This window comes from Cupriavidus sp. DB3 (assembly GCF_020418465.1).
GTDB lineage: Bacteria > Pseudomonadota > Gammaproteobacteria > Burkholderiales > Burkholderiaceae > Cupriavidus > Cupriavidus cauae.
Genome location: NZ_JAIZPL010000001.1, coordinates 289,767 through 315,506, shown reverse-complemented (window position 1 = coordinate 315,506; position 25,740 = coordinate 289,767). Strand labels below are relative to the sequence as shown.

Here is a 25,740-nt window from a genome sequence, read left to right as displayed (position 1 = left end):
TCGCACGAGCACCATGGCAAGCGACGATCAGGCCCAGGCGATGGCGACCGAGGCGGCGGAGCGGGACGACGTCCGCAGCGGCATCGGCAGCGGCGCGCCCCGCCACAAGGAAGACCGTCACTTCGTCACCGCGCTGGCGCGCGGCCTCGATGTACTGGCATGCTTCCGCGGCTTCGACGCGCAATTGGGCAACGCGGAACTGGCGCAGCGCTGCGGCCTGCCCAAGTCGACCGTATCGCGGCTGACGCATACGCTGACCGAGCTCGGCTATCTGCGCCTGGAGCCGGACGCCGGCAAATATCGCCTCGGCAGCTCCGCGCTGGCGCTGGCGCCGACCGGGCGCGAAGGCGCCGATGTGCTGGCGGTCGCGCGGCCGCATATGCAGCGCCTGGCAGATCTGTCGCAGGGCGTCGCCTCGCTGATCCTGCGCGATCGCGGCCGCATGCTGATCTTCGAGAACTGCCAGGCCGAGAGCTATCTGACCTTGCGCGTGGCCGTGGGCACGCGCATCTCTGGCCTGACCACGGCCGCGGGCCGCGCCTATCTGCAGGCGCTGCCGGCCGCCGACGCGCGCCAGGCGCTGGCCGCCTTCCGCGCCAGCGACGGGCTGCCGGAGGCCGAGGCCCAGGCGGTGCTCGCGCGCAGCCGCGAGGAAGTCCGGCGCATGGGCTGCACCACCTCGTTCGGCGACTGGCTGCCGGACATCAATTCGATCGCGGCCGCCTTTCATCCGGGCCCCGCGCTGCCGCCGATGACGTTGAGCTGCAGCGGCCCCAACGCGGTCGTCCCGCCGCGGCATCTGCTCGACGTGGTGCGGCCGGTGCTGATCGAATGCGTCGCGCGGATCGAGCGCGAACTCGGCGGCGCGTAATCGGACGGCCGTAATCGGGCGGCGCGACGATCGGGCGACGCGACAATCGGGCGACGCGGAAGCGGCCGGCCTGCCGCGACGGTGACGAAACCGCGATCGCGCGACGAGCGGGCTACCGTTTGCCATACGGACCGCGCCAAATTCGCAAGAACGCGGCCAGCATGCCGCCATGATTCCGGTGTCCCGCAAACCGATTGGCCCCGCCTGGCAGGCGCGGCCGATCGGACGCGGCAATCCCACTGCCGCGCGCCAGTGCGGCGTTTTCCGGAGCGCCCCCCATGCCCACTCTGCCCTGCCTTGCGCGCCCCGTCCTCGCGGCGCACTATTCGACCGCGCACGAATTCTTCGACGCCGTCGCCAAAGGCAGCGACGAATCCATGCTGAAGCGGATCGTCCTTCAGCGCGGCTCGTTCTTCGTCGGCGGCCGCGGCTACCGGCTCGTCGTCGAGAATGCCGCAGTCGCGAACGCCCGCCAGCCTGTCGATGTCCGGCTGGAGCGCAACTGGCGCGAATTGGGCTGGTTCCGCCGCGTCGTGCTGACGCTGCTGAGTTGCGTCGTGCCGCGCGACAGGTATCGCTGCGAGCGGCCCTGTCACGGGCAGGTTCCCGCCGTATTGCACACCATCACGCGACTGCGCCAGCGGGCCGGCATGGCTGTCTCGACTGTGCCGCCCTCCGTCAACGAAGCACGCGTCCCTTCTGGCACCGGCGTTGACGTCGACGAACCGCGCCCGCGGATTTCCCCGGTGCTGTCGCCCGAAGCGCGCCGCGTGAGGCTGAATTTCCTGGCCGAGCGCATCCGCAAGGCGGACCGCTGCAAGCTGTTCGCGCACAAGGGGAAATGGTGCAAGGTGGTTCGCGCGATCGCCGGCAATGATCCACCCGAATGCCTGGACGTCGCCGCCGCGGCGGTGCTGGCGCAGATGGCGGCCGTGGTCAGGTACCTGCGCCGCAACCGGTCGGAGAGCGCATCGGCCTATGCCGAAGTGATGGGCGTTCTGCAGGCGCTTCGCCAGTCGGCCGACGCCAAGGACGAACAACTGGCGGAACTGGCCGCTCGCCTGACCGACGTGTGGAAGCAGCACTGGTGGCGCGGCGAGATTCCGAGGTATTCGGCCTTCGCGGACTTCCGGCTGCCCGTGGGCGTGGTGCAGCGCATCGGCGCCTGCTTGCGCGAGGACTGGCTGCTCGTCAACGATGAGTTATGCACGCTGGACCTGCGCGACCGCCAGATCAAGCGTCTGCTCGCCGCCGCGTCGGCGAAGTCGACCACCACCACCACCACCACCACCGCCACAACCACCGCCGGCGCGGGCAGCGCTCCGGCGGTCCCGTCGCTTGCTACTGGCTGAGCCGCATCGCCGGCGTGATCTGCCGCGGGTCGGTGCACAGCTCGAGCAGCGCCGGCCTGCCTGCGGCGCAGGCGCGCGCAAAGGCGTCGGCAAACCCGTCCGCGCTGGTCAGCCGCTCGGCCCAGGCCTCACAGGCCTGCGCCAGCGCGACGAAATCCGGATTGACGATGCCGGTGCCGCTGACGCGGCCCGGATAGCGCCGCTCCTGATGCATCCGGATCGTGCCGTACATGCCGTTGTTGACGACCAGCACCACGACATTGGCGCCCACCGCGGCCGCGGTGGTCAGCTCCTGCGGATACATCTGGAAGCAGCCGTCGCCGGCGAAGCACACCACGGTGCGCTCGGGATGGCGCAGCTTCGCCGAGATCGCAGCGGGCAGGCCATAGCCCATCGCACCGCAGGTCGGAGCCAGCTGCGTGCGCGGCCGGCGATAGGCGAAGTAGCGATGCAGCCAGACCGCATAGTTGCCGGCCCCGTTGGTGACGATCGCATCGTCGGGCAGCGTGCGGTTCAGATGGTCGACCACCGCGGTCATGTCGACACCAGTGGCGTCCGCGTGCGGCGCGGCCGGTGAGACAAAACCCTGATGATCGGCGCGCGCCGCGGCCGTCCATTCGCGCCAGCGTATCGTCGCCGGCGCCGGCAGGCCCGCCAGCATCGCCGCTCCCGGACCGATACCCGCGTGGATCGCCAGATCGGGCTGGTACACCCGGCCCAGTTCCGCCGCATCGGCGTGGATATGCACCAGCCGCTGGCGCGGCCGCGGGGGTTCGAGCAGCGTATAGCCGTCGGTGGCCACGTCGCCGAGCCGCGTGCCGAAGGCAACGACCAAATCGGCGCCGCGCACGCGCTCGGCCAGGCGCGGATTGACACCCAGGCTCAGATGCCCGACATAGTGCGGATCGCGATTGTCCAGCACGTCCTGGCGGCGGAAGGCACAGGCCACCGGCAGGTCCCAGGCATGCACGAAGCGGGCGAACGCGGCCGCATCCTCGTCGCGCCAGTTGGCGCCGCCGGCGATCACCAGCGGGCGCTGCGCTGACGACAGCTGCTCGGCCAGCGCGGCCGCATCCGCGGCCGACGGCGAGGCGACCACGGGCCGATACGCGCCGGTGTCGCGGCAGACCGCCTCGCCGTCGAGCACGTCCTCGGGCAACGCGAGCACCACCGGTCCGGGCCGGCCCGAGGTCGCGACCTGGAAGGCGCGCGCCACCAACTCCGGGATGCGCGCGGGGTCGTCGATCTCGGCGACCCATTTGGCCATGCCGCCGAACATCGCCGCGTAGTCGACCTCCTGGAACGCTTCCCTGCCGCGGTGCTCGCGGGCGATCTGCCCGACGAACAGGATCATCGGCGTCGAATCCTGCGCGGCGATATGGACGCCGACGCTGGCATGCGTCGCCCCGGGTCCGCGCGTGACGAAGCAGATGCCGGGACGTCCGCTCAGCTTGCCGTCGGCCTCGGCCATATTGGCCGCCGCGCCTTCGTGCTTGCAGACGATCAGGTCGATGGCGGGCTGATCGTGCAGGGCGTCGAGCACGTCGAGGAAGCTCTCGCCCGGCACGCAGAACACACGCTCGGTGCCGTGGATGCGCAGCGCATCGACCAGGATGCGGCCGCCGCTGCGTGGCGCGGGCGCCGGCGTGCCGGCGGAGGACGATGGGAGGTCGGCGGTAGGCTGGGTCATCGGCTGGCTCATCGAATCGGAAACGGGACGAAGATCGGGAACGGTATCGGGAACGACAACGGGAACGACATCCGGAACAGGCTCGCGAACGGGATCGGAACGCGATCGGAACAGGTCCGAACGGAATCGGGACCTGAACCCTGCATCGCCCCATTGTGCAGGCGAACGCGAAACGGCAGGCAAGGCAGGACCGATTATCGCGCCAAAATTCGGGTTGGCCGCCGGGGTGACCGCCGCGCGCCCTCGCCGGGCGTTGGCCTGCCCGTGGCACGGCGCTTATCATGACTACCGCCGCGAACGTCATCGCCGCCGACAGCGGCAGTGCGCCGGGGAACGAACCGAACACCGATGCCTCGACGCACCCGGCGTTTTGCCCGCTGTCTCTTCCCGCCAACCGACGGAGTCCCCGATGCCCCATCTCGTCATTGAAATCACCGAAAACGCGCGCCTGAACTGCTCGCCCGAGGAACTGCTGGATCAGGCCAACGCCGCGCTGCTGGCCTCCGGGCAATTCCAGGAGCCCGATATCAAGTCGCGCTGCATCACGCTGGAGACCTACCGCCAGGGGACCGAAGCGGTCGAGCGCGCCTTCGTCCATGGCCGGCTGTCGATTCTCGACGGCCGCGACCTGGCAACGCGCCAGGCGCTGGGCCAGGCGGTCTGCGAGGTGATCGCCGAAGCGGTCCGCTCGGGCGCGAACAACACGCCGGTGCAGATCAGCGTCGAGGTGCGCGAAATGGAGCGCGCCAGCTACGCGAAACAGGTGATCGGCGGGTGAAGGCCGGTCCGCGCAGGATGGCGGACCGGGACCGTTACCGGGATGCCGTCGGGGATGCCGTGGGGGATGCCGAGCCCGATTCAGCAGGGGATGCAGGGGATGCGTCATAGGATGCCGCGGCCGATGCGGTGGCCGAGGTGGTGGCCGAGGTGGTTGGCAATGCGGTGGCCGAGGCCGTGGCCGGTACCGCCCCAGCGGCCCCGTCCAACCCCAGCACCGACAACATCACGCCGGTCTGCCATGCGAAATACGGGTTGTAGGTCAGCCGCGCGTGCACCTTGCCGGGCTCCCGATAGCCCCAATCCGAATACCAGACCTCGGCGCCATCGACGCAGCGCTGGTACTCGGCCGGCTCCTGACCGTTCAGGCACAGCCGCAACGAGCCCTGCCGCCCATAGAGCGGATTGGCATCGGAAAACAGCACGCCCATGTGCGAGAACTGGCTGATGCGCTCTGCCGGCAGGCGGTCCGGGCGGACCAGCACGCGGCCGGTACCGGCGCTCCCGTCGGCCTTCGCATCGCGGCTTGCACCGACGCTCGCATCGACGCTTCCAGCGAGGCGCACATCGGCCCTCGCATCGACAAGCACATCGCCGCTCGCATTGCCCTGCTCCGCCCCATACCAGATCAGCCGGCTCGCCGGATGCGTGAAGCGCGTACCGAACACTTGCCGCACGTAATGCGAGTCGACCACCGAATCGTGCTCGGCGACGATCAGCAGCGCCGGCTTGTCGTAAGGGCGCGCGTTCAGCGCCGCGCGCGCCGCGACATTGCTGCGGTAGTACTGCGCGAATCCATTGGTGGGCGTGTTCAGATAGCGGACCGGCGTCTGCTGCGGCCGGTCGTCGCCGGTCGACAGCAGCCACGGCATCACCGGTGCGAGCCACGGCGTCAGCCATTCCCATCGGCTGCCGGAGCGCAGCGCCGGCGACACCAGCAACAGCCCGGCGATCTCGGCATGGGCCTGCGCATAGTCCAGCACCAGATTGGCGCCGGTGGAGAAGCCGCCGAGATACAGCGGCCCGTCGCCAACGGTGTCCCGCAACGCCGCGACCTGCTCGCGCAGCACGCGCTGCCAGTCCTCCAGCCTGACGTCCATCAGGTCCGCTGGCGCCGTGCCATGGCCGGGCAGCAGCACCGTGCGCACCAGCAGGCCGCGCTCTGCCAACCGCGGCGCGATATCGACGAAGGACCACGGCGAATCGCCGAGCCCGTGCACCAGCAGCGCCCCGCCGCGCGGCGTGCCGGCGGGACGCCATTCGCGCGGCAGATTCCATTCGGTCTCGGCTTGCATATCGGCCGACACGTAGCGGCGCCGGCTTTCCAGCGCGGCGAGCGCTTGCGCGCGATGCGCGGCGAAGGTCGGTGCGATGGGGGGTGCGCGCGTCGCGCTGTCGTCCTGCCGGCTGTGGTCCTGCCGCCCGTGGTGCTGCCGGCCGTGGTCCTGCCCGGTGATGCTGCAAGCCGAAGCCAGCACCATCAGCCCGGCGGCGGTGGCGACCAGCGCGGCGACGACGAGGCGCCGGACACGGCTTGCCATGCGCACGCGCCGCGGCGTGCGCGTCTTGCCGCCGCCCATCATGCCGTGGCCGCCTGTGTCAGCGGAGGCAGGCTGTCGGACGTCGGCGCCTGCGGCGGCAGCGCCGGCAGCGTCAGGCCGATGCAGACCACGCCGCGCGACTGGCGCGCGAACACCGCGCCGCCATGCATTGTGGCGATGGCCTTGACGATGGCCAGTCCGAGCCCGTGGTTCTGGCGGCTGTCGGCGCGCGCACTGTCGACGCGGTAGAAGCGATCGAACAGCCGGTCCATCTGCGCGGTGGACAGCGGGTCGGCCTCGTTGCGCACCGCAATCGTCACCACGCCGGCCTCGTCGCCGATCTCGACCGCCACCGGCCGGCCGTGCAGGCCGTGCTGCAGCGCATTGCCGAGCAGATTGGTGATCGCCCGCTGCAGCAGCGAGGCGTTGACGCGGGCACGGGCGTCGCCGACGATCTCCAGCGTCGCGCCGGCGTCCTCGAACAGCATGTCGAGGAAGTCCGCGCTGCGGCGCACCTCGTGCGCGACCGACACCTCGACCAGATCGCGCGCCAGCGCGCCCCGGTCCGATTGCGCGAGAAACAGCATGTCGACGACGATGCGGCCGAGCCGTTCCAGATCCTCCAGGTTCGACTGCAGGATGTCCTCCAGCTCGCGCGCGCTGCGTGGGCGTGACAGCGCCACCTGGGTCTGGCCGATCACGTTGCCGAGCGGCGTGCGCAGTTCATGCGCGACATCGGCATTGAAGGCGGACAGCTGCACGTAGGCGCGTTCAAGCTTGTCGAGCGCGCCGTTGAACGCCAGCACCAGGCCGGACAGCTCGGCCGGCAGATCGGTATCGGGCAGCCGCTCCAGCTTGCGCGGATTGAGCTCGCCGGCATGGCGCGACAGCGCCTCGATCGGCGCCAGCCCGACCTTGGCGATGCGCCAGCCGAGCACCGCCACCGCCAGCACACCGAGCACCGAGCAGACGATCAGCGCAACACCCAGCACGCGGCTGGTCTGGTAGAACGGCGCCTGATCGACCGCAACCACCAGCGCCAGCGCCGGGCGCTCGTCCAGCGCGGGGATCATCCGCTTGAGCATCAGGAAGCTGCGGTCGTCGAACTGCACCGTCCAGACATCCGGCGCACGCTGCACGGTGACCGCGTCGCGCGGAAACGGCTTGCCGAAGCGGAAGCGCGCATCCGGCGTGTCGACGAAATAGCGCAGGCTGTCGTCCTCCGGCGTCATGCCGGTCAGCACCGCGCCGAAGCGCTCCCATTGCGGCTGCGTGCCGTAGTGGGCGGCCTTCGGGCCGATCAGCTGGAAGCGCGCCTCGAGCTCCTCGAGCTGGCGCTTCTCGAGCTCGACGCACTGGACGTAATACATCACGAAGCCGGTCACCGAGAACACCAGCGCCGCCGCGAGGGCGAACATCGCGGCCAGCCGCGTGGCGATCGAGCGGCGGCGGCTCACGCGATTTCCTCGGCTCGGCATTCGAGCACATAGCCCATGCCGCGAATGGTATGCAGCAGCTTGGGCTCGCCCGGCCAGTCGAGCTTGGCGCGCAGGCGCTTGATCGCCACCTCCACCACATTGGTATTGCAGTCGAAGCTGATGTCCCACACCAGCTCGGTGATCGCCGTCTTCGAGACGATCTGCGACTGGCGCCGCGCCAGCACCGACAGCAGCGTGAATTCGCGCGCGCTCAGGTCGAGCCGCCGGGTGCCGCGCATTGCGCGCCGCGACAGCAGGTCGATGCGCAGGTCGCCGACCGTCAGCTGCGAGGGCTCGCTCTGGCGGCCGCGGCGGGTCAGCACATTGAGGCGGGCCAGCAGCTCCAGGAAGGAGAACGGCTTGGCCAGGTAATCGTCGGCGCCGGCGTCGAAGGCATTGAGCCGGTCGTCCAGATCGTCACGCGCGGTCAGCATGATGACCGGCGTCTGCTGCTCGCGCCGCAGCGACTTGAGCATCGACACGCCGTCGAGGTCGGGCAGCATCACGTCGAGCACGATCGCGTCGTAGGGCTCGGTGCAGGCCATGTGCAGGCCATCGACCCCGTTGGTCGCCGTGTCGACCACATAGCCGTTTTCCGACAGCCCACGGCGCAGATAGTCGACGGTCTTGATCTCGTCCTCTACCAACAACAGTTTCATGGGTCCGGCCCTCCAAGTCCGGCAAGTTCGCGGCAAAGTTGCGGCCAAACAGTTGGCGCCAAACTCGCGGCACAGCCGTCGCCCGCAATGTCCGCGCCAACGGCTTCCGCCCGCCATTTCCGGCAACTATAGGTGAAAGCCGCCGCCCGAACCTGTCAACGTTGTCAGCTTGCCGCCGGCGTGGGCATCACCGTGCAAGCCGTGCTGCCACGGGGTATTTGTCCGGCCACCCGCGGTGCGCGGCGCGCCTCCGATCCTGACGCAATTGTCAGGCTGGCGTCACCGCCGCGTCCGGCCCGGTTCATAGACTGCTAACCGTGCTTGGCCAAGCCGTCTCCCCTCGTCAAGGTTCCCAGAACCGCCCCGGATCCCAATCTGAAGGAGTGTTGCCATGACTCGAACGACCCCGACCACCGTGCCTCACCGAGCGTCCGGCGCCCCGCCCCGTCCGCGTCCCCCGCTGGCGGCGCAGCGGCTGCGCGCGTTGCGCCAGCGCTGGCATGCGCGCCGCCGCGCGATGCTTGCCGCGCTGCTGCCCACCGTGGCGATGATGATCGGCGCCACCGTCTCGCTGTCGGCCAAGGCCGCAACGCGCACCGCCGATCCGTACACCGACGGCGCGCGCAGCGCGACCCAGAAGTTCGATGTGTTCACCGAAGGCGCCAGCCGCCTCGGCCCGCGCGACAGCTTCACGCAGGGCGGCCATGGCGCGGACCATCGCGATCGCTTCAGCGACGGCCCGCATACGCAAGACACGCCGGCGGACCATAGCGCCTAGCACGGGGCGCCCCTCGCCCTGCTGGCCATGACTGGTCGGCGTGGGCGAATGCCTGGCGGTTAATTGCAATATTGAAGGCTACGCGCCGTAGCTGCGTCGCGCCGTAGCTGCGTCGCGCCGTAGGTCGATTGGTTTCGGCCCGAGCCGCTGCAGCGCAAATTGTTCGTCGCGGCCCGATTCGTTGTCCGCCGATTCGCCTCGGTGCATTCCTCGCCGACCGATTGCCAATGGAAAAGGGAGCCGCATGCGGCTCCCTTTTTTCACTGCTTGCCGCGACCGGCATCCGCCTGTCGCGGTCACGTCGGATGACGTATTACGCGGCAGCGTCCTTCAGCTTCTTCAGCGGACGGACCTTGACCTTGACGCTGGCCGGCTTGGCCGGGAACCAGCGCTCTTCGCCAGTGAACGGATCCTTGCCGAAGCGCTTCTTCTTCGCCGGCACCTGTTGCGCGGTGATCTTCAGCAGGCCGGGCAGCGTGAATTCGCCGGCGCCCTTCTTGTGCAGCGCGCTGACGATGGTGTTTTCCAGATGGGCGAGCACCGTCTTCACGGCCTTCGGCTCGACTTGCGTCTGCGCGACCAGGTGAGCGACCAGGCTGGATTTGTTGAAGGTGTCCTTCAGCGGACGCGGGGTTGCGGTTGCGGGCGCAGCGGCCTTCTTCGCGGCAGCCTTCACGGGCGCCTTGGTTGCCGGTGCCTTCTTGGTCGCGGCGGTCTTGGTTGCAGCTTTCGCGGTCGATTTCGCTTTGGTCGCCATATTGGTCAGATAGAGTTGAACGGTTGGCGCCGCAAACCCCGCGAAAACAGCGTACGGCTGCGGCGGCCACCGAATCATAGCGGAAAGTGACGCATTTCCAAGGGGGTTTGGCCCGTTACCCCCCTGAAACCCCGTAAAAACCCGGTGAAAAGTCCTGCTTTCTGTCGCGCCGATGCATCGACGCGCGTGCGCGGCAACGCCCCGGCCCTCCTGTCGGCGCGCATCGCCGTGCTTCGCAGTGTCGAGCGATGACCCGCTCCTTGCGCGTGCGATACCGATTCAGTGCGCGTGCGCCTCCATCCGTTCGCGCGTTTCGCGCGCCAGGCCCAGCGCAAAAGCCGTCTCGGCGACCAGGAACAACGGGCCGATCAGCAGCCCGACAAGATCGTCGACGAAGGCCGGCTTGCGCCCTTCGTAATAGTGGCCGACGAACTGGATCACCCATCCAAGCACGAACAGGCCGATGCCGATCGCCAGCCAGGCCGCGGTCGACAGTCCTCCGATCAGATGGCCGACATAGACGAACAGGGCAAGGATCAGCGTCATCGCGATGCCGAACCCCGCCGACAGCCGCAGATAGAACAGACAGGACAGCACGTAGACCACGATCGCCGGCGTCAGCACCGCGGCGCCGCCGAGCGGGATCTGCGGACGCGCCAGCAGCGCCGTGACCGCCAGCACGATCATCGGGATGCCGACGAAGTGGGTCGCGACGTTGCGGCTGTCGCGGTGATAGGCGGCGTATTGGGATAGATGGTCGACCAGCGTTTTCATGGCGTCTCCTCCTGTCAGCGGGGACTACGAACGGCATGCCGTCGGACCGATCCCGCGCAATACGGGCGCACTACGGACGCAATACGGGCGCACCACGGGCGAACTTCGGCTGCATTCCTGGCGCACCTCCGACGCATGGCTGGCGCGCTCCAGCCCGGCATGATCGATTTATAGTAATGGGCGCGCCGGACGCGGTCTGTCCGAATTTTGACAGTCCGGGCTTGTCCCTGGGCTTGTCCCTGGGCTGGTCCTTGACCTCGTCCCCGGCCCTTGCCGAACTCGCACCGGCGCACGCACCGACGCTCGCACGGACTCACCTCGACCCTGCCCTGCGTCGCGATGACGATGGAGACCACCATGGGGATTCCGCCCCTTGCCTGCCCCACGCGTGGCACCGACAACCCCGCCGATCCGCTCGCCCCGCTGCGCACGGGTAGCTGGTTTCGCGGCCTGCCCGAGGACATGCGCGCGGCCCTGCTCGAGAGCGGCACGATGCGCCGGCTGGAACCTGGCGAGGTCCTGTTCCAGCGCGGCGATCCCTTCGATGGCCTGTTCGCGGTGATCGCCGGCGCGGTCCTGGTGCATGCGCACGATGCCGGCGGCAAGGCCGCGCTGCTGGGCATGCTGGAAGGGGGCGCATGGTTCGGCGAGATCTGCCTGTTCGACGGATTGCTGCGCACGCATGACGCCCGCGCGGCAACGCGTGCGGCGGTGTGGCACGTCCCGCGCGCCCGGCTCGACGCGATGCTGGCCGCGCAGCCGGCGTGGTGGCGCGAGTTCGGCAAGCTGCTGGCCGGCAAGACGCGCGAGGCGTTCCGCTATGTCGAGGAGGCGCAATTGCTGCCCCCGCTGGCGCGTACCGCCCGGCGGCTCGCGGCCATCGCGCGCTCCTATGGCGACACGCCCGCGGCGGCCGAAGACCCCGCACGGCAGCCCCATCGCTCGATCCATCTGCCGCAGGAACAACTGGCGCAGATGCTCGGCCTGTCCCGGCAGACCGTGAACCACGCGCTGCGCGAACTGGAGGCACGCGGCCTGCTGCGGCTGCGCTACGCCGATATCGAACTGCTCGATCTGTCGACCCTGGAGACCTTGACGTGACCACACCGGTGAACCCATCGGCCCAGCCGAGCCTGGATGCCGACCGGCTCGACGCCTATCTGAACCGCATCGGCCTGCGCGAGCGCCCATCGCCCGGCCGCGAGGCGCTCGACGCGATCGTTGCCGCGCATCTGCGGCGCATTCCGTTCGAGAACATCGACGTGCTTCTCGGCCGCCCGATCGACATCGCGCTCGACGCGGTGTTCGACAAGCTGGTGACGCGCGGACGCGGCGGCTACTGCTTCGAGCACAACACGCTGCTGGCCGCCGCGCTGACGGCGCTCGGCTTCGAGGTGGTGCCGCTGGCCGCGCGCGTACGCTACGGCGTCGACGAAGGCGTGCCGACGCCGCAGTCGCATCTGCTGCTGCGCGTGCGCATCGCCCACCGCGACTACATCGCCGACGCCGGCTTCGGCGGCCCCAATCCGCCCTGCGCGCTGCCGCTGTCCGAACCGGCGCCCGAGGGGCTGCCGTACCGGCTGGTCAGCGCACCGCCCGGTGCGGCATCCGGCGGCGCGTTCCACCTGCTCGATCTCGAACTGGCCACCGCCGACGGCTGGGCCAAGCTCTATCGCTTCGACCTGTCGCCGCAGGCGTGGATCGATTACGCGGCGCGCAACTGGTATGTCTGCACCCATCCGGACAGCGTGTTCCTGCACCGGCTGATGGCGGCGCGCACCGACGGCAACGTCCGCCTGACGATGACCAACGGCGAGCTGACCGAGCGCGATGCCGATGGCGCCAGCCGCCACCTGCTGCTCGACACGCCGGCGGAGATCGTCGCCACGCTGCGCGAACGGATCGGCGTACGGCTGGACGACGAGACGGCGGCCGGCCTGCGGGAATGGCTGGCGCGGCGGGCCTGAGGCATGCGGGCGGGCGCCCCGCACACCGGCCCACCCTGCGCACCATGCACGCCGTGAATCCCCCGCAGAAAGAATGCTGATAAGGGCCGAGGAACGCGCGCCGGCCTGTGGACGCGGCCAGACCCACCGACCATAATGTGCCGGTCGCCGCCGCCCGTGCAACGCGTGCCGCGGCGCCACACCAACATCAGAGTCCACCGGAAAACGGGATCGGTAGAGGAGACACCCCATGTCATTGTTCGATCTGAGCGGCAAGGTCGCCATCGTCACCGGCTCTTCGCGCGGCATCGGCCGCGCGATCGCCGAGCAGATGGCGGTCCAGGGCGCCAAGGTGGTCATTTCGTCGCGCAAGGCCGAGGCCTGCCAGGAAGTGGTCGACGCCATCAACGCCAGGCACGGCGACGGCACCGCGATTGCCGTGCCGGCCAATATCTCGTCCAAGAGCGATCTGCAGCATCTGGTCGACGAGACCAACCGCGTGTTCGGCAAGATCGACGTGCTGGTCTGCAATGCCGCGTCCAACCCCTACTACGGTCCGATGGGCGGGGTCACCGACGAGCAGTTCCGCAAGGTGCTCGACAACAACGTGATCTCCAACCACTGGCTGATCCAGATGGTCGCGCCGCAGATGATCGACCGCAAGGACGGCTCGATCATCATCGTGTCGTCGATCGGCGGCCTGCGCGGCTCGCCGACCATCGGCGTCTACAACATCTCGAAGGCGGCGGACTTCCAGCTGGCGCGCAACCTGGCCGTCGAATTCGGCCCGCACAATGTGCGCGTCAACTGCATCGCCCCGGGCCTGATCAAGACCGACTTCGCCCGCGCGCTGTGGGAGGACCCGGTGCGCTACAAGCAATCGACCGAGAACGCGCCGCTGCGCCGCATCGGCGAGCCGGTCGAGATCGCCGGCGCGGCGGTCTACCTGGCCTCGAGCGCCAGCACCTTCATGACCGGCCAGGCGCTGGTGGTCGACGGCGGCGTGACGATCTGAGCGGCGCTCACGCTCGCCGCCCGATGGCACCGCCGACCCGCAGTTCACAGGGCAGTGCGCAGGGAGATTCGCCGGCCTGGCCGGCGATCTCGCTGGCCGAAGCCCATGCCCGCCTGACCGCGCCCGGCGCACCGTTCGAAACCGAGGTGCGCGAGATCCGCGGCATTCCAACCACGGTCTGGAAGCACGCGCCGCCGACGCTGCGCGACCTGTTCCTGCAGGCCCGCGCGCGCGGCGAGCGTACCTTCGTCGTCTACGAGGACCAGCGCGTTTCCTATGCGGGCTTCGCGCGCGCCGCGCTGGCGATCGCGCACGCGTTGATCGCGGACGGCGTGCGCCCCGGCGACCGTGTCGCGGTGGCGATGCGCAACCTGCCCGAATGGCCCGCGGCCTTCTACGGCGCGCTGCTGACCGGCGCCATCGCGACGCCCCTCAATGCATGGTGGACCGGCCCCGAGCTCCAATACGGCCTGGCCGATTCCGGCTGCAAGGTCGCCATCGTCGACGACGAACGGCTCGAGCGGCTGCGTCCGCATCTGGCCGAGTGCCCCGCCCTGCTGCGCGTCCATGTCTGCCGCTTCGGCGCCGATGCCGGCAATGCCGCGATGGCAGGAGATGTTGATCCGCGCGTGGTGCCGCTGGAGCGGACCACCGGCGACGTGATGGCCTGGGACGCGTTGCCGGATCTGCCGCTGCCCGACGTGGCGATCGATCCCGAGGACGACGCCACGCTGTTCTATACCTCCGGCACTACCGGCAAGCCCAAGGGCGCCATCGGCACGCACCGCAATGCGACCACGGTGGCCTTCTGCGGCGGCTTCGGCCCGGCGCGCAACTTCCTGCGCCGTGGCCAGCCGATTCCCGAACCCGACCCGCAGGCACCGCAGAAGGCCACGCTGCTGTCGGTGCCCTTTTTCCACGTGACCGGCTGCATGTCGGTGCTGAACGGCGCCTTGCACGCCGGCAGCAAGATCGTGCTGATGCGCCGCTGGGACGCGCTGCGCGCGCTGGCGCTGATCGAGCGCGAGCGCTGCACGGTGGCCGGCGGCGTGCCGACCATCGCCTGGCAACTGGTCGAGCATCCCGAGCGTGAGCGCTTCGACCTGTCGTCGCTGGAGAGCGTCAACTACGGCGGCGCGCCGGCCTCGCCCGAGCTGGTCCGCCGCATCGTCGAGGTGTTCCCCAAGTCGATGCCCGGCATCGGCTGGGGCATGACCGAGACCTCGGCCACCTTCACCAGCCACAACGCCGAGGAATACCTGCATCGTCCCGACAGCAGCGGACCCGCGCTGCCGATCGGCGAGATGAAGGTGGTCGACGGCCGCGGCCGCGCCCTGCCGCCCGGCGAGGTCGGCGAGCTGATGGTGCGCGGCGCCAATGTCGTGCGCGGCTACTGGAACAAGCCCGAGGCCACCGCCAGCACCTTCGTCGACGGCTGGCTGCGCACCGGCGATATCGCGCGGCTGGACGAGGAAGGCTTCCTCTATATCGTCGATCGCGCCAAGGACATGCTGATCCGCGGCGGCGAGAACATCTATTGCATCGAGGTCGAGAGCGCGCTGTACGAGCATCCCGCGGTGATGGACGCGGCCCTGGTCGGCATCCCGCACCGCACGCTGGGCGAGGAACCGGGCGCGGTGGTAGGCGTCAAGCCCGGCGCCAGCGTTACCGAGGCCGAGCTGCAGGCCTTCGTCGCGCAGCGGCTGGCGGCGTTCAAGGTGCCGGTCCGCGTGATCGTGCGCGACGCGACGCTGCCGCGCAACGCAAACGGCAAGATCCTGAAGTCGGAATTGCGCAAGCTGTTCGACAATGGCGCGAACGCGTAGCCACGCGCCACGCGCCCTATCACGACAACCGGGAGCCCCTATCTTGGCCACTGCCGCCTCGCCCATCCGCGCCGCCTGGCGCGGCACCCTGTCCGTCTTTGCCGTCGCCGCCTTTCTGGCAGGCGCCTACGGTTGCGCCAGCCAGGGCCCCATCAGCCGGGCCGGCGACGTGCCGGAACTGCGCCCGGGCGTTCTCGCCGGTTACCTACCCGCGGACCAGCGTCCCGACAGCCTGCGCCTCGTGCCGCCACCGCCTGCGCCCGGCTCGCAGGCGCTCGCCGCCGACGAGGAAGCCGCGCGCGCGAACCTGGCCAAGACAGGTACGCCCCGCTGGCAACTGGCCGTCGAAGACGCCAACCTGAAATTCCCGCAGGCGGCCGAGACCTTCTCGTGCGCGCTGGGCGTGCCGATCAACGAACGCGATACCCCGCAGCTCTACCTGCTGCTGCGGCGCAGCCTGGTGGACGCCGGCCTGTCGACCTATCGCGCCAAGGAGCACTACCGGCGCCAGCGTCCCTTCCTCGTCAACCACCTGCCGACCTGCACCCCCGACGATGTCGCCAAGCTGGCCAAGGACGGCTCCTACCCGTCCGGCCACAACGCGGCGGGCTGGGCCTGGGCGCTGATCCTGACCGAGGTCGACCCCGAGCGCGCCGACGCGATCCTGGCGCGCGGGCTCGCCTACGGCCAGAGCCGCCTCGCCTGCAACGTGCACTGGCAGAGCGATGCCAACCAGGGCCGCATCATGGGCGCAGCCACGGTGGCGCGGCTGCATGCCGACCCGACCTTCCGCGCCGACCTTGCGGCCGCACGCACCGAGGTGGCGGCCGCGCGCGCCAAGGGGCTGAAGCCGACGCGCGACTGCGCGGCGGAGCGGGCGGCGCTGGGGCAGTAGCGCCCCCCACGAAAGAGAGCAGCGCTCAGCGCAGCGGGATCGGCGTGCCGGCCTCCACCGGTACCGCCGTCACGCTGTTCTTCGGGCTGCCGGACACGATGCGGTCCGAATAGGTCAGGTAGACCAGCGTGTTGCGCTTGCGATCGACCACGCGCACCACGTGCAGGGTCTTGAACAGGATCGACATGCGTTCGGAGAACACATTGTCCTGCTGGCGCAGCGGGCCCTTGAAGGCGATCTTGCCGACCTGCCTGCAGGCGATCGAGGCTTCGGCCGGGTCCTCGGCCATGCCGAGCGATCCCTTGATGCCGCCGGTGCGGGCGCGCGAGACGTAGCAGGTGATGCCGTCGACTTCGGGATCGTCGTAGGCCTCGATCACGACGCGGTCCGAGCCGGTCACGCGGAAATGCGTGTTGACGCCGCCGATTTCTTCGGCATGCGCGGGCGCGATCGTGGCGAACGCCAGCGCCCCAACGAACGCACCAACGAACGCACCAACCAACGCACCAACCAACGGACGAACCAGCGGACGAACCAACGCACCAGCCCGCGGGGCAGCCAGCGATGCGGCCGAACCTGCGGCCATCGGACGACGGGATGCGCGCGCCATGGTCAGCTCACCGCGCCCTGGATCTGGTCGTGCCGGTGCTCCATCTCCTGGCGCAGCTGGCGGCGCAGTTGCGCGGCGGCGAAGCGCTGGCGCTCGACCTCGTCGCGCGGCACCAGCGGCGGCACCTCGGCCGGCTTGCCGTCGTCGTCGACCGCGACCATCGTGAAATAGCAGCTGTTGGTATGGCGCACCAGCTTGCTGCGGATGTTCTCGGTGATGACCTTGATGCCGATCTCCATCGAGCTGCGCCCGGTGTAGTTGACCGCGGCGAGGAAGGTCACCAGTTCGCCGACGTGGATCGGCTGGCGGAACACCACCTGGTCGACCGACAGCGTGACGACATAGCGGCCCGCGTAGCGGCTGGCACAGGCATAGGCGACCATGTCCAGATATTTGAGGATGGTGCCGCCGTGGACATTGCCGGAGAAATTGGCCATGTCCGGCGTCATCAGCACGGTCATCGACAGTTGATGCGAGAGGTCGTTCATCGGGAGCGGCGCGGAGGAATCGGCGCGGGTGGGTTGAGATTGGGGTGGCGAACTGCGGCGGTGGCGGAACGCGCTTGCAGGATGCGAGTGTAGCGCGGCGCGGCGACGGCGGCGCCAAATGAAAAAGCGGCCCACGTGGGCCGCTCTCTCCGGTTGGCATCCGAGGATGCCCGCTCTTACTTCTTCTTGTTCACAGCGTCCTTGAAACCCTGGCCGGCAGAGAACTTGACCGTCTTGGCGGCCGGAATCTTGATCGTTTCGCCGGTGCGCGGGTTGCGGCCGGTACGGGCGGCGCGCTTGCCGGCGCCGAAGCTGCCGAAGCCCACCAGCGTGACCGAATCTCCCTTGGCAACCGCCTTCTTGATGTTTTCCAGCGCGGCGTTCAGGGCGCGCTCTGCTGCAGCGTTGCTCAGTTCCGCGTCTGCGGCGATGGCAGACACCAGTTCACCTTTATTCATGGCTGTATCCCTTGTTGGTCGTCGTCACCGGTGACCAGCCTGAGCCGTTTCACCGACCGGCGCAGTCTAATCCGCCGCTTGCGCGTTGGGCAATCCCCAGTCGCACCGACGCAACGAAAATGCCGGAAATCCTTCCGTCAAGCGGCTTTCGGGGAGATTTACCCCCTCAATTCGGGGCTTTGACGCGGGTCCGACAGCGGGTTATCCCGAACCTGCGGCAAGGGCCGCGGCGCCCCGCGTCGCCACGCCTCCCCGGCCGGCAGCCTATTCCGCGGCAGCCACCACGGCGGAACGACGGCCGAACATGCGCATCAGCACCGCGCCGATGCCGGCGATGGCCATCACCACGCCCAGCGGCAAGGCGGTGCCGTCGTGCCACAGGCTGACCGCGGTACCGGCCAGCGTGCCCATGCCGAATTGCAGCGTGCCCATCAGCGCCGATGCGGTGCCGGCGCGATGGCCCTGATGCGCGAGCGCCAGCGCCGACGCGTTGGGCGTGATACAACCCAGGCCCGCCACGAAGATGAAGAAGCCGACCAGCAGCACCGGCAGCGCCGCCACGTTGGCGAGGTTGACCAGCGCGAGCAGCAGTCCCGCGCCGCACGGCGCCAGCAGCGCCAGCTGCAGCACGCGGTCGAGCGAGCGGCCGCGCACCAGCGCCGCATTGATCTGCGACATCGCGATCAGGCCGAACGCATTGGCGCCGAAGACGAAGCCATAGTGCGAGGGGTCGATGCCGTGCAGTTCGATCAGCACGAAGGGCGAGCCGGCAATGTACGCAAACATGCCCGACTGCGCGAAGCCGGCGCACAGCGAGTAGCCGAGAAATTCGCGATCGCGCAGCAGCGCGCCGTAGTTGCTAAAGACATTGCCCAGGCGCAGCGGCGTCGCGCGGCGCGGGTCCAGCGACTCCTCCAGGCGGAAATGCACCAGCAGCAGGACCAGCGTGCCGACCGCGGCCATCACCCAGAAGATCGCGCGCCATCCCAGCGCGGTCAGGATCGCGCCCCCGACGATCGGCGCGAGGATCGGCGCCAGGCCCATCACCAGCATCAGCGACGAGAACGCGCGCGCGGACTCGTGCGCCTCGAGCCGGTCGCGCACCATCGCGCGCGCCATCACCATGCCGGCGCAGCCGCCGGCCGCCTGCACGAAGCGCCAGGCCATCAGTGCGGGTGCGTCGCCGGACAGCGCGCAGGCCACCGACGCCAGCACGTAGAGGCTGAGCCCGACATACAGCGGCGCCTTGCGGCCGAAGCGGTCGCTGACCGGACCGTAGAAGGACTGCCCGATCGCCAGGCCGACCAGGAAGGTACCGAGCGTCAGCTGCACGCTGCCGATGTCGACGCCGAGGTCGGCGGCCAGCGTCGGGAACGCCGGCAGGTACATGTCAATCGACAGCGGCGCCAAGGCGGTCAGCGACGCGCAGATCAGCAGCCAAAGCGGAAAACGCGGCGTCGTGGCCGTGCGGGAGGATTGGGTCATTGGCGGACGACGGAACGCCGTCAAGCGAAAGGCGCAATTGTTGCACACCGTGATGTATTGCGTGCCTGCGGGTTCCGCCTCACGGGGCCGGCGGGTACAATGCACCCGGTCGACACACTGCCGGTCCGTCTTCATCGCCGGTCTCGATCGCGGGACTTCAGCGCAGCCCCAGCCCCGTGCCGTTCCAGGCGTTCTTTCCCTGCATGCGAACCATATCGAACCACACGACTGCATCGATCGCCCGAGGAACGTCGGCCTCCATCGGGATCGCTACCGCAACCTGGTTGCTGTGGGCCTCGTCCGCCTGCGCGGCGCCGGTCACGGCGCGTACTGTCGCGGCACATCCAGCCGCGAGCGCGGCCGTGGTGGTCGATGAAGCCGATTCGCTGACCCGCATGCTGCGCGGCGCGGCCACCGGCCAGAACACCGGCGCGGCCGGCGTCCCCGAATTCCTGCGCAGCTCGCGCCGGCCCGATACCGTGCTGGCGCGCGCCTGCCGTCAGCTCAACGACGCGCTGCCGATCGAGATCGACAAGGAAACGCGTCTGCGCCGCTGCCAGGCGGTGCCCGGCAAACACATCCTGTTCCAGCTGGAATTGACCAACTACAGCGGGCCGATGCTGGACCTGGCCAGCTTCGAGGTCAGCTACGCCGCGCCGCTACAGCGCAATATCTGCGCGAATCGCGACGTCGAGATCCTGACCAAGCTGGGCGTCAGCATGATGTTCCGCTACATGACACGCAAGGCCCGCGGCGAGCGCCGCGTCGGCGACGTCTATATCAACGGCCCGATCTGCACGGCGGCGCTGCGCTGAGCGTCCCGTCTCGCTTCCATCGGCGATGGCATGGCCACCGCTCCTGCCCTCTGTCCCAACCCCTCTCCCCCAACCCTCTCCCGCATGCGGGAGCGGGGAGCGAGGCATTGAATCGGCGTTGGCGGTGGCAGCCGGCGTTTGGGTTCTCCCTCTCCCTCACCGGGAGAGGGAGAGGGAGAGGGAGTGGTGTCCGATCAAGCCGCCGCACTCCCCCGCGGGCGCAGGGGCACGACATTGGCCGCGCGGCGCAGCAGCGCGCGCGTGGCCTTCCAGCCGTCGTCGGCCAGCGGCGACGACCACACCGCCTCGTGCAGCCGCGACAGCGCCAGCGGATCGTTCAGCAGCAGCAGCTTCTGCTTCGCGCTCAGATTGCCGGGGCCATTGGTCAGCGCCTGCTGCACCAGCACCGCGTGCTGGCGCTGCGTGCTGGCCGGCTGCACCACGCGCGTGGTCGCCGTTGCGCACATCAGCGCATTGGTGACCGGATCGACCACCGCGTCGACGAAGCCCGGCGTATCGCCTGCCTCCGCCACATGGCGCTGCGTGTCGACGATCTCGCGCGGCGGCTCGATTTCTTCCGGAATCACGAACAGTCCGGCACGGCGCGTGGCGCGGCCCAGGCTGACGCGCGAGAGCCAGACCGACAGCGGGATCGACAGCGCCAGCGCGCCGACGATCGGCAGCAGCCACCAGACGAAGCCCGGATCGAGCCAGTACACCAGCGCGCCCCAGCCCAGACCCAGCACGGTATGCCAGCCGTGGCGGCGCACCGCCTCGCCCCAGCTCGTCTCGGCGTCCTCGCGCGGCGGCGACTTCCACGAGATGCCCCAGCCGATATAGGCGGCGAGCACGAACTGCGTATGGAACAGCATCCGCACCGGCGCCAGCAGGGCCGAGATCACGACCTCGATCAGCATCGACAGCATCAGCCGCAGCGCCCCGCCGTAGCGGCGCGCCTGCTTCATCAGCAGCACCACGCCGAACAGCTTCGGCAGGAACAGCAGCGTGGCGGTGGCCGAGAACAGCGCGAGCGCCTTCTCCGGATGCCACTCGGGCCAGTTCGGATAGAACTGGTACGGCTGCGAGAAGTACTCGGGTGGCACCAGCGCATGCTTGGCCAGCATCGCGGTCGACAGCAGCAGGAACAGGAACCACAGCGGCGCCGACAGGTAGGCCATCACGCCCGTCAGGAACACCGCGCGGTGCACGGCGTGGAAGCCCTGCTTCATCCACAGCCGGAAGTTCATCAGGTTGCCCTGGCACCAGCGGCGGTCGCGCTTGACCTCGTCGAGCAGATTGGGCGGCAACTCCTCGAACGAGCCCGGCAGATCGTAGGCGATCCACACCCCCCAGCCGGCGCGGCGCATCAGCGCGGCCTCGACGAAATCGTGCGACAGGATCTCGCCGGCCAGCGGCCCCTTGCCGGGCAGCGGCGCCAGCGCGCAATGCTCCATGAAGGGCTTGATGCGGATGATCGCGTTGTGGCCCCAGTAGTGCGATTCGCCCAGTTGCCAGTAATGCAGGCCGGCCGTGAACAGCGGTCCGTAGACGCGCGTGGCGAACTGCTGCACGCGCGCGTACATCGTCTCGCGGCCGGTCGCCAGCGGCGCGGTCTGGATGATGCCGGCGCCCGGGTTGGCCTCCATCAGCCGCACCAGCGTGGCCAGGCAATCGCCGCTCATCACGCTGTCGGCGTCGAGCACCACCATGTAGCGATACTTGCTGCCCCAGCGGCGGCAGAAGTCGGCCACGTTGCCGGTCTTGCGCTTGACGCGATGACGGCGCCAGCGATAGAAGATGCGGCCGAAGCCGTTGACCGCGCGGCAGGTTTCCATCCACGCATCGGTTTCCGCGGTGCGCAGGTCGGGATTGCCGCTGTCGGACAGCACGAAGAAATCGAAGTGGGCGAGTTCGCCGGTGCGTTCCAGCGATTCGTAGGTCGCGCGCAGGCCGGCGAAGACCCGGGTCACGTCCTCGTTGCAGATCGGCATGATGACCGCGGTGCGCGCCTCCTGGGCGATCGGCGCGTTGCCGCTCGCGGAGCGCGAGATCAGATGGCGATCGCCCCCCTTGGCCAGCACCAGGAAGCCCATCATCGCGGTCCAGAAGCCGGCCGAGACCCACGAGAACAGCACCGTGAACAGGCCCAGCGTGATCATCTCGAGGGTGTCGTTGCCCTTGTACGGCAGCACCGTCGACATGAAGTACGTCGCCATCATGGTCTGCACGATCACCAGCAACAGCAGCACCCAGCGGCGGTGCGCACCGGCCGGATGCCACTTGCCCTCGGCGTCGGGGCCGTCGTGCAGCGTGTCCCAGGTCTCTGGAACCGGCGGCTTGCCGAACAGCTTGCGCACGCCGTTGCGCACGAAGGCCGCGACCAGGTGCGGCGGCCACGGCCGCGGCACCATCGACGCACGTTTGGGTTCGGGGCCGGTGGCCACATGGACCGTGCCGTCGGCGCGCCGCTCGATCAGCGGTTCGCCCCCGACCTTGGGCTCGCCGTAGGCGAGTTGCAGGCGCCGCTCGATCGAGCCGTAGGCCGCGCCGGCGGGAGAGGCCGCGCCGTCGCCATTGGACAGCGCCTTTTGCAGCGAGCGTACGCCGGGATCGTCGCCGGTGGCATCGCCCTTGATGACGATGCCTTCATGCAGCGCGGTATCGGCGAGCAGGTCGCGGCGCTGTTCCGGCGATACCGGCAGGCGGTCGACATAGCGCTCGCACGCCGCCGCGGCCGAGCGCTGCTTTAGCCTGGGGGTAAGATGTAGCTCCATGTCTCTGACAGGGTTGTGTTGCCGTTGCGAAGATAGCCGCGCAACTCGACCGGCTTGTTCTCATCCTTGCGGCGCAGGAACATCGTCATGCGCCAGCCACCGGTGGCCTCGTTGCGCTGCGTCGTGGTGCGCAGCAGTTCGGCGTTGCCATCGGCCGATACCACCGCATCGATATGCGCGGCGGGATCCAGCTTCTTGAATGCGGGCCCCTCGAAGTCCACCAGCAGCGAGAAGCTGGTGTCCTCCTTGTTGCGGGACAGCCCCTGCCCGCGGCGGGTCTGCGTGACCCACGACAGCGGCGGCATGCGCTCGCGGTCCTTCTGCCACAGCAGCCGGTATTCGAGATCGAACGGCTGCTTCGGCTTGGGCGGGTTGTCCGGGACCCAATAGGCCACGATGTTGTCGTTGGTCTCGTCCGGCGTCGGGATCATCACCAGTTCGACGCGCCCCGAACCCCAGTTACCGCGGGGTTCGACCCAGCCGCTCGGCCGGCGTTCATACCATTCGCCGATTTCCTGGTAGCTGGCGAACGAGCGGTCGCGCTGCATCAGGCCGAAGCCCTGCGGATTGGTCGCCGAGAACGAGGTCACCAGCAGGCGGCGCGGATTGACGAGCGGACGCCAGATCCATTCGCCGGTACCCAGCTGGATCGACAGGCCGTCGGAGTCGTGCACCTCGGGACGGAACTCGGGCGCCGCGGGCGGCTGGTTCTCGCCGAACAGGTACATGCTGGTCAGCGGCGCCAGGCCCAGCTTGGTCACGTTCTCGCGCAGATACAGGCGTGCCTTGACCTCGGTCTCGGTGTCGGTGCCCGGCTTGATCACGAAGCGATAGGCGCCGCTCATGCGGCGCGAATCCATCAGCGCATAGATGACCAGCTGCTTGTCGCCCGGTGCGGGACGCTCGATCCAGTACTCGACAAAGCGCGGGAATTCCTCGCCCGAAGCGAGCGCGGTGTCGACTGCAAGACCACGCGCCGACAGCCCGTACCACTGATCCTTGCCGACGCCGCGGAAATAGCTGGCGCCGACGAAGGACACCACCTCGTCCTTGTGCTTGCCGTTGACCGGATGCAGCACGCGAAAGCCCGCAAAGCCCAGGCCCTTGAGCATCTCGGGGTCGAACTTGTGCGAGCCGTAGTTGAAGTCGGCCGGATTGAAGCGCATCTCGCGCACGCGGTTGCCGGTGACCTCGTTGATCTTGACGGGCTGGTCGAACACCATGCCCTCGTGGAAGAACGACAGCTCGAACGGCAGCTTGGTATTGCGCCAGACGAAGCGTTCGGGCTTGTACTGGATCTCGCGATAGCGCGGGTACGACAGTTCGCGCAGCTCGGTCGGCAGATGGGCCTTGGGGGCCTTGTACGGGGAATTGGCGAGCTGGCGCGCGCGCGCCGCCACGGTATCGAAGCTGAACGCATGCGCCGCCATTGCGAAGCAGGCCAGCGCACCGGCACACAGCCAGCGTCCCAGTCGCACGCCGTCGAAGCGCGCCGACGGCATGGGCCGGCGGGAACGGGCGGAGAGCGGCGAGGAAATGGCGGAGTCGATCATGAATGCCGTCATCAAAGGCGGTAGTCGGTAATGCAATTGGTTATTCGGGAAGCCGCGGACAGTGGCGCGGAAACTCGTCGATGGCCAGGCCGGAGAACCGGTGCCTGAGCCGCCCCATGACGGACGTTGCCGGGGGCTGTGACTTTGGTGACGCTTGGAAGCTGTTGGATTTGCTGCAATGCGGGACAAAACCTTAACAAATTTGCCTACCAAAAGTCACGTTTCGGTCACGCAACGGTTGCAACAATTTGAAACGTTTGTTGCTTATCCGCCTCTTGATTGATCAACGTCGGGTATCCTCCTCATCAGTCAAATGGCGCCGAAGTTGCACCGCAACAAGGCCCATGGCCACGACGGGCGCGCATGGCCTGTCCGCTCCTGTCGTCCTGCGCGCAGGAGCAGCGAATCGGTGTCGGGATCGGATGCGCGCCGGACGGCACGCGGTCGGTTGCGGATGCGGCCGTACCGTGCGGGCGGCAAGCGCCGGAACACGAACGTGCCGCAGCGGGCGCGACGATTGAAACTAGGCCCGTGTCATTGCGGCGTCAATCGGAGGCTGTCCGACAAAACCCTGCCTTGGTGGGACGGAACACGCAGGCCGGCGCGCGCGAGCCGCGCCGCGGGTCGGCGCGCACTACAATCGACCGATCCGTTCGATGGCGCGCCCGCGTGAAACCGGGCCGACCACGCCCACCACGCTGACAAGGGGGAAGCGATGCCGCACGCAGCGCCTGCCCGCCTGCCGATGCCGCATTCGGCGCGCGCCCGCCTGCCGCTGCCGCGGCGCCTTGCGCCTGCACTGGCGTTTGCACTGGCGCGTGTACTAGCGTTTGCGCTGGTGTTTGCGCTGGCCCTGTGCGCGGCGGCGCCCACATGGGCTTATGTCGACCACTATCTGACCAGCACGATCGTCGGCACGATGACGCAGAGCGAGGCGCGCGCCTTCGCCTCCGCGGTCAATCGCGCATTGAACACGACCGAGGACGGCACCCCGGTCTCGTGGCGAACCCAGGCCACGCCGCGGCGCCCGGCCACCTACGCCAGGATCACGCCGCTGCAGAGCAAGACCGACCACGGCCAGCCCTGCCGCCAGATTCGCAGCGAGCTGCAGCGGTCCAGCAACGAGGAAAGCTGGACCGGCTGGTTCTGCAGGCAGCCGGACGGCCGCTGGCGGGCGCGGGCTGTCGACGAAGAATAG

General features: G+C 68.9%; 24 protein-coding genes. 11 read left to right on the top strand and 13 right to left on the bottom strand.

The features are described 5' to 3' along the window. Nucleotides 1-13: 13 nt before the first annotated feature. On the top strand, nucleotides 14-871 hold the full coding sequence (locus tag K7G19_RS01390) for an IclR family transcriptional regulator (RefSeq protein ID WP_226105342.1): 858 nt from the start codon (nucleotides 14-16) through the stop codon (nucleotides 869-871). 278 nt (nucleotides 872-1,149) lie between these two features. Then, nucleotides 1,150-2,223, top strand: a complete 1,074-nt coding sequence (locus K7G19_RS01385; RefSeq protein ID WP_226105340.1) for a hypothetical protein — start codon at nucleotides 1,150-1,152, stop codon at nucleotides 2,221-2,223. On the opposite strand, the gene K7G19_RS01380 is transcribed toward K7G19_RS01385, so the two are convergent. Continuing rightward, nucleotides 2,213-3,913 carry a thiamine pyrophosphate-binding protein gene (locus tag K7G19_RS01380; RefSeq protein ID WP_226105337.1) on the bottom strand — a complete coding sequence of 567 codons (1,701 nt, stop codon included), beginning with the start codon at nucleotides 3,911-3,913 and terminating at the stop codon, nucleotides 2,213-2,215. The two genes, K7G19_RS01385 and K7G19_RS01380, sit on opposite strands and share 11 nt — an antisense overlap. 409 nt (nucleotides 3,914-4,322) lie before the next feature. Here K7G19_RS01380 and K7G19_RS01375 point away from each other — a divergent pair, with 409 nt between their 5' ends. Next, nucleotides 4,323-4,691 carry a 5-carboxymethyl-2-hydroxymuconate Delta-isomerase gene (locus K7G19_RS01375; protein WP_149318159.1) on the top strand — a complete coding sequence of 123 codons (369 nt, stop codon included), beginning with the start codon at nucleotides 4,323-4,325 and terminating at the stop codon, nucleotides 4,689-4,691. Nucleotides 4,692-4,725: 34 nt separating this feature from the next. On the opposite strand, the gene K7G19_RS01370 is transcribed toward K7G19_RS01375, so the two are convergent. From K7G19_RS01370 to K7G19_RS01360, 3 genes are read right to left on the bottom strand one after another with little or no spacing between them, the layout of a single operon-like run. Further along, nucleotides 4,726-6,231 (bottom strand): carboxylesterase, encoded by a 1,506-nt coding sequence (locus tag K7G19_RS01370; RefSeq protein WP_226105335.1) that lies wholly within the window; start codon nucleotides 6,229-6,231, stop codon nucleotides 4,726-4,728. Between the two features lie 38 nt (nucleotides 6,232-6,269). Further along, on the bottom strand, nucleotides 6,270-7,688 hold the full coding sequence (locus tag K7G19_RS01365) for a heavy metal sensor histidine kinase (protein ID WP_226105333.1): 1,419 nt from the start codon (nucleotides 7,686-7,688) through the stop codon (nucleotides 6,270-6,272). Further along, on the bottom strand, nucleotides 7,685-8,368 hold the full coding sequence (locus tag K7G19_RS01360; protein WP_149318157.1) for a heavy metal response regulator transcription factor: 684 nt from the start codon (nucleotides 8,366-8,368) through the stop codon (nucleotides 7,685-7,687). The genes K7G19_RS01365 and K7G19_RS01360 overlap by 4 nt, the downstream gene beginning before the upstream one ends. Nucleotides 8,369-8,759: 391 nt before the next feature. Here K7G19_RS01360 and K7G19_RS01355 point away from each other — a divergent pair, with 391 nt between their 5' ends. Continuing rightward, nucleotides 8,760-9,146, top strand: a complete 387-nt coding sequence (locus tag K7G19_RS01355; protein WP_226105331.1) for a hypothetical protein — start codon at nucleotides 8,760-8,762, stop codon at nucleotides 9,144-9,146. A gap of 313 nt (nucleotides 9,147-9,459) precedes the next feature. Here K7G19_RS01355 and K7G19_RS01350 read toward each other — a convergent pair whose 3' ends face one another. After that, nucleotides 9,460-9,903, bottom strand: a complete 444-nt coding sequence (locus K7G19_RS01350) for an HU family DNA-binding protein (RefSeq protein WP_149318156.1) — start codon at nucleotides 9,901-9,903, stop codon at nucleotides 9,460-9,462. A 279-nt stretch (nucleotides 9,904-10,182) separates the two neighbouring features. Beyond that, on the bottom strand, nucleotides 10,183-10,677 hold the full coding sequence (locus K7G19_RS01345; protein WP_226105329.1) for a DUF962 domain-containing protein: 495 nt from the start codon (nucleotides 10,675-10,677) through the stop codon (nucleotides 10,183-10,185). 345 nt (nucleotides 10,678-11,022) lie between these two features. On the opposite strand from K7G19_RS01345, the gene K7G19_RS01340 reads away from it, so the two are divergent. The 5 genes from K7G19_RS01340 (at nucleotide 11,023) to K7G19_RS01320 (ending at nucleotide 16,359) form a co-directional block, all read left to right on the top strand. Then, complete coding sequence (locus K7G19_RS01340) at nucleotides 11,023-11,778, top strand: Crp/Fnr family transcriptional regulator (protein WP_370639464.1); 756 nt, start codon at nucleotides 11,023-11,025, stop codon at nucleotides 11,776-11,778. Beyond that, entirely contained in the window at nucleotides 11,775-12,644 is an 870-nt protein-coding gene (locus K7G19_RS01335; protein WP_226105327.1) for an arylamine N-acetyltransferase, read from the top strand. Before K7G19_RS01340 ends, K7G19_RS01335 begins: the two co-directional genes overlap by 4 nt. A 229-nt stretch (nucleotides 12,645-12,873) precedes the next feature. Continuing rightward, nucleotides 12,874-13,638 carry an SDR family oxidoreductase gene (locus K7G19_RS01330; RefSeq protein WP_149318154.1) on the top strand — a complete coding sequence of 255 codons (765 nt, stop codon included), beginning with the start codon at nucleotides 12,874-12,876 and terminating at the stop codon, nucleotides 13,636-13,638. Nucleotides 13,639-13,661: 23 nt separating this feature from the next. Then, nucleotides 13,662-15,464 carry a class I adenylate-forming enzyme family protein gene (locus K7G19_RS01325; protein WP_226105325.1) on the top strand — a complete coding sequence of 601 codons (1,803 nt, stop codon included), beginning with the start codon at nucleotides 13,662-13,664 and terminating at the stop codon, nucleotides 15,462-15,464. 43 nt (nucleotides 15,465-15,507) lie between these two features. Beyond that, on the top strand, nucleotides 15,508-16,359 hold the full coding sequence (locus K7G19_RS01320; protein ID WP_370639463.1) for a phosphatase PAP2 family protein: 852 nt from the start codon (nucleotides 15,508-15,510) through the stop codon (nucleotides 16,357-16,359). Nucleotides 16,360-16,384: 25 nt separating this feature from the next. On the opposite strand, the gene K7G19_RS01315 is transcribed toward K7G19_RS01320, so the two are convergent. From K7G19_RS01315 to K7G19_RS01295, 5 genes are all read right to left on the bottom strand, one after another. Beyond that, entirely contained in the window at nucleotides 16,385-16,969 is a 585-nt protein-coding gene (locus K7G19_RS01315; RefSeq protein WP_226105323.1) for a CreA family protein, read from the bottom strand. Nucleotides 16,970-16,971: 2 nt separating this feature from the next. Further along, nucleotides 16,972-17,457, bottom strand: coding sequence for an acyl-CoA thioesterase (locus K7G19_RS01310; RefSeq protein ID WP_149318152.1), 486 nt, complete (start codon nucleotides 17,455-17,457; stop codon nucleotides 16,972-16,974). Between the two features lie 176 nt (nucleotides 17,458-17,633). Beyond that, the gene (locus tag K7G19_RS01305; protein ID WP_006577833.1) at nucleotides 17,634-17,915 is read right to left on the bottom strand and encodes an HU family DNA-binding protein; all 282 of its coding nucleotides are present in this window, start codon (nucleotides 17,913-17,915) and stop codon (nucleotides 17,634-17,636) included. Nucleotides 17,916-18,179: 264 nt separating this feature from the next. Then, a complete protein-coding gene (locus K7G19_RS01300) occupies nucleotides 18,180-19,400 on the bottom strand; it encodes a Bcr/CflA family multidrug efflux MFS transporter (protein WP_226105322.1) in 1,221 nt (406 codons plus the stop codon). A 157-nt stretch (nucleotides 19,401-19,557) separates the two neighbouring features. Then, the gene (locus tag K7G19_RS01295; RefSeq protein WP_187829200.1) at nucleotides 19,558-19,722 is read right to left on the bottom strand and encodes a hypothetical protein; all 165 of its coding nucleotides are present in this window, start codon (nucleotides 19,720-19,722) and stop codon (nucleotides 19,558-19,560) included. Here K7G19_RS01295 and K7G19_RS01290 point away from each other — a divergent pair. Next, on the top strand, nucleotides 19,685-20,215 hold the full coding sequence (locus tag K7G19_RS01290) for a hypothetical protein (protein WP_043440846.1): 531 nt from the start codon (nucleotides 19,685-19,687) through the stop codon (nucleotides 20,213-20,215). The genes K7G19_RS01295 and K7G19_RS01290 overlap by 38 nt on opposite strands. Before the next feature lie 194 nt (nucleotides 20,216-20,409). On the opposite strand, the gene mdoH is transcribed toward K7G19_RS01290, so the two are convergent. Together mdoH and K7G19_RS01280 are read right to left on the bottom strand one after the other, a co-directional pair. Further along, nucleotides 20,410-22,989 carry a glucans biosynthesis glucosyltransferase MdoH gene (gene mdoH / locus K7G19_RS01285; protein ID WP_226105321.1) on the bottom strand — a complete coding sequence of 860 codons (2,580 nt, stop codon included), beginning with the start codon at nucleotides 22,987-22,989 and terminating at the stop codon, nucleotides 20,410-20,412. Then, a complete protein-coding gene (locus tag K7G19_RS01280) occupies nucleotides 22,962-24,491 on the bottom strand; it encodes a glucan biosynthesis protein G (protein ID WP_304524166.1) in 1,530 nt (509 codons plus the stop codon). The genes mdoH and K7G19_RS01280 overlap by 28 nt, the downstream gene beginning before the upstream one ends. 766 nt (nucleotides 24,492-25,257) lie before the next feature. Between K7G19_RS01280 and K7G19_RS01275 the strand changes: the two genes are divergently transcribed. Further along, on the top strand, nucleotides 25,258-25,740 hold the full coding sequence (locus K7G19_RS01275; protein ID WP_226105320.1) for a hypothetical protein: 483 nt from the start codon (nucleotides 25,258-25,260) through the stop codon (nucleotides 25,738-25,740).

Excerpts from the sequence above, each read along its gene's own strand:
- K7G19_RS01390 (WP_226105342.1), top strand. The coding sequence starts at position 14 with ATGGCAAGCGACGATCAGGCCCAGGCGATGGCGACCGAGGCGGCGGAG.
- K7G19_RS01300 (WP_226105322.1), bottom strand. The coding sequence starts at position 19,400 with ATGACCCAATCCTCCCGCACGGCCACGACGCCGCGTTTTCCGCTTTGG.
- K7G19_RS01370 (WP_226105335.1), bottom strand. The coding sequence starts at position 6,231 with ATGGCAAGCCGTGTCCGGCGCCTCGTCGTCGCCGCGCTGGTCGCCACC.
- K7G19_RS01380 (WP_226105337.1), bottom strand. The coding sequence starts at position 3,913 with ATGACCCAGCCTACCGCCGACCTCCCATCGTCCTCCGCCGGCACGCCG.
- K7G19_RS01340 (WP_370639464.1), top strand. The coding sequence starts at position 11,023 with ATGGAGACCACCATGGGGATTCCGCCCCTTGCCTGCCCCACGCGTGGC.
- K7G19_RS01330 (WP_149318154.1), top strand. The coding sequence starts at position 12,874 with ATGTCATTGTTCGATCTGAGCGGCAAGGTCGCCATCGTCACCGGCTCT.
- K7G19_RS01350 (WP_149318156.1), bottom strand. The coding sequence starts at position 9,903 with ATGGCGACCAAAGCGAAATCGACCGCGAAAGCTGCAACCAAGACCGCC.
- mdoH (WP_226105321.1), bottom strand. The coding sequence starts at position 22,989 with ATGGAGCTACATCTTACCCCCAGGCTAAAGCAGCGCTCGGCCGCGGCG.
- K7G19_RS01325 (WP_226105325.1), top strand. The coding sequence starts at position 13,662 with ATGGCACCGCCGACCCGCAGTTCACAGGGCAGTGCGCAGGGAGATTCG.
- K7G19_RS01275 (WP_226105320.1), top strand. The coding sequence starts at position 25,258 with ATGCCGCACGCAGCGCCTGCCCGCCTGCCGATGCCGCATTCGGCGCGC.
- K7G19_RS01355 (WP_226105331.1), top strand. The coding sequence starts at position 8,760 with ATGACTCGAACGACCCCGACCACCGTGCCTCACCGAGCGTCCGGCGCC.
- K7G19_RS01345 (WP_226105329.1), bottom strand. The coding sequence starts at position 10,677 with ATGAAAACGCTGGTCGACCATCTATCCCAATACGCCGCCTATCACCGC.
- K7G19_RS01280 (WP_304524166.1), bottom strand. The coding sequence starts at position 24,491 with ATGCCGTCGGCGCGCTTCGACGGCGTGCGACTGGGACGCTGGCTGTGT.
- K7G19_RS01310 (WP_149318152.1), bottom strand. The coding sequence starts at position 17,457 with ATGAACGACCTCTCGCATCAACTGTCGATGACCGTGCTGATGACGCCG.
- K7G19_RS01315 (WP_226105323.1), bottom strand. The coding sequence starts at position 16,969 with ATGGCGCGCGCATCCCGTCGTCCGATGGCCGCAGGTTCGGCCGCATCG.
- K7G19_RS01360 (WP_149318157.1), bottom strand. The coding sequence starts at position 8,368 with ATGAAACTGTTGTTGGTAGAGGACGAGATCAAGACCGTCGACTATCTG.
- K7G19_RS01385 (WP_226105340.1), top strand. The coding sequence starts at position 1,150 with ATGCCCACTCTGCCCTGCCTTGCGCGCCCCGTCCTCGCGGCGCACTAT.
- K7G19_RS01375 (WP_149318159.1), top strand. The coding sequence starts at position 4,323 with ATGCCCCATCTCGTCATTGAAATCACCGAAAACGCGCGCCTGAACTGC.
- K7G19_RS01305 (WP_006577833.1), bottom strand. The coding sequence starts at position 17,915 with ATGAATAAAGGTGAACTGGTGTCTGCCATCGCCGCAGACGCGGAACTG.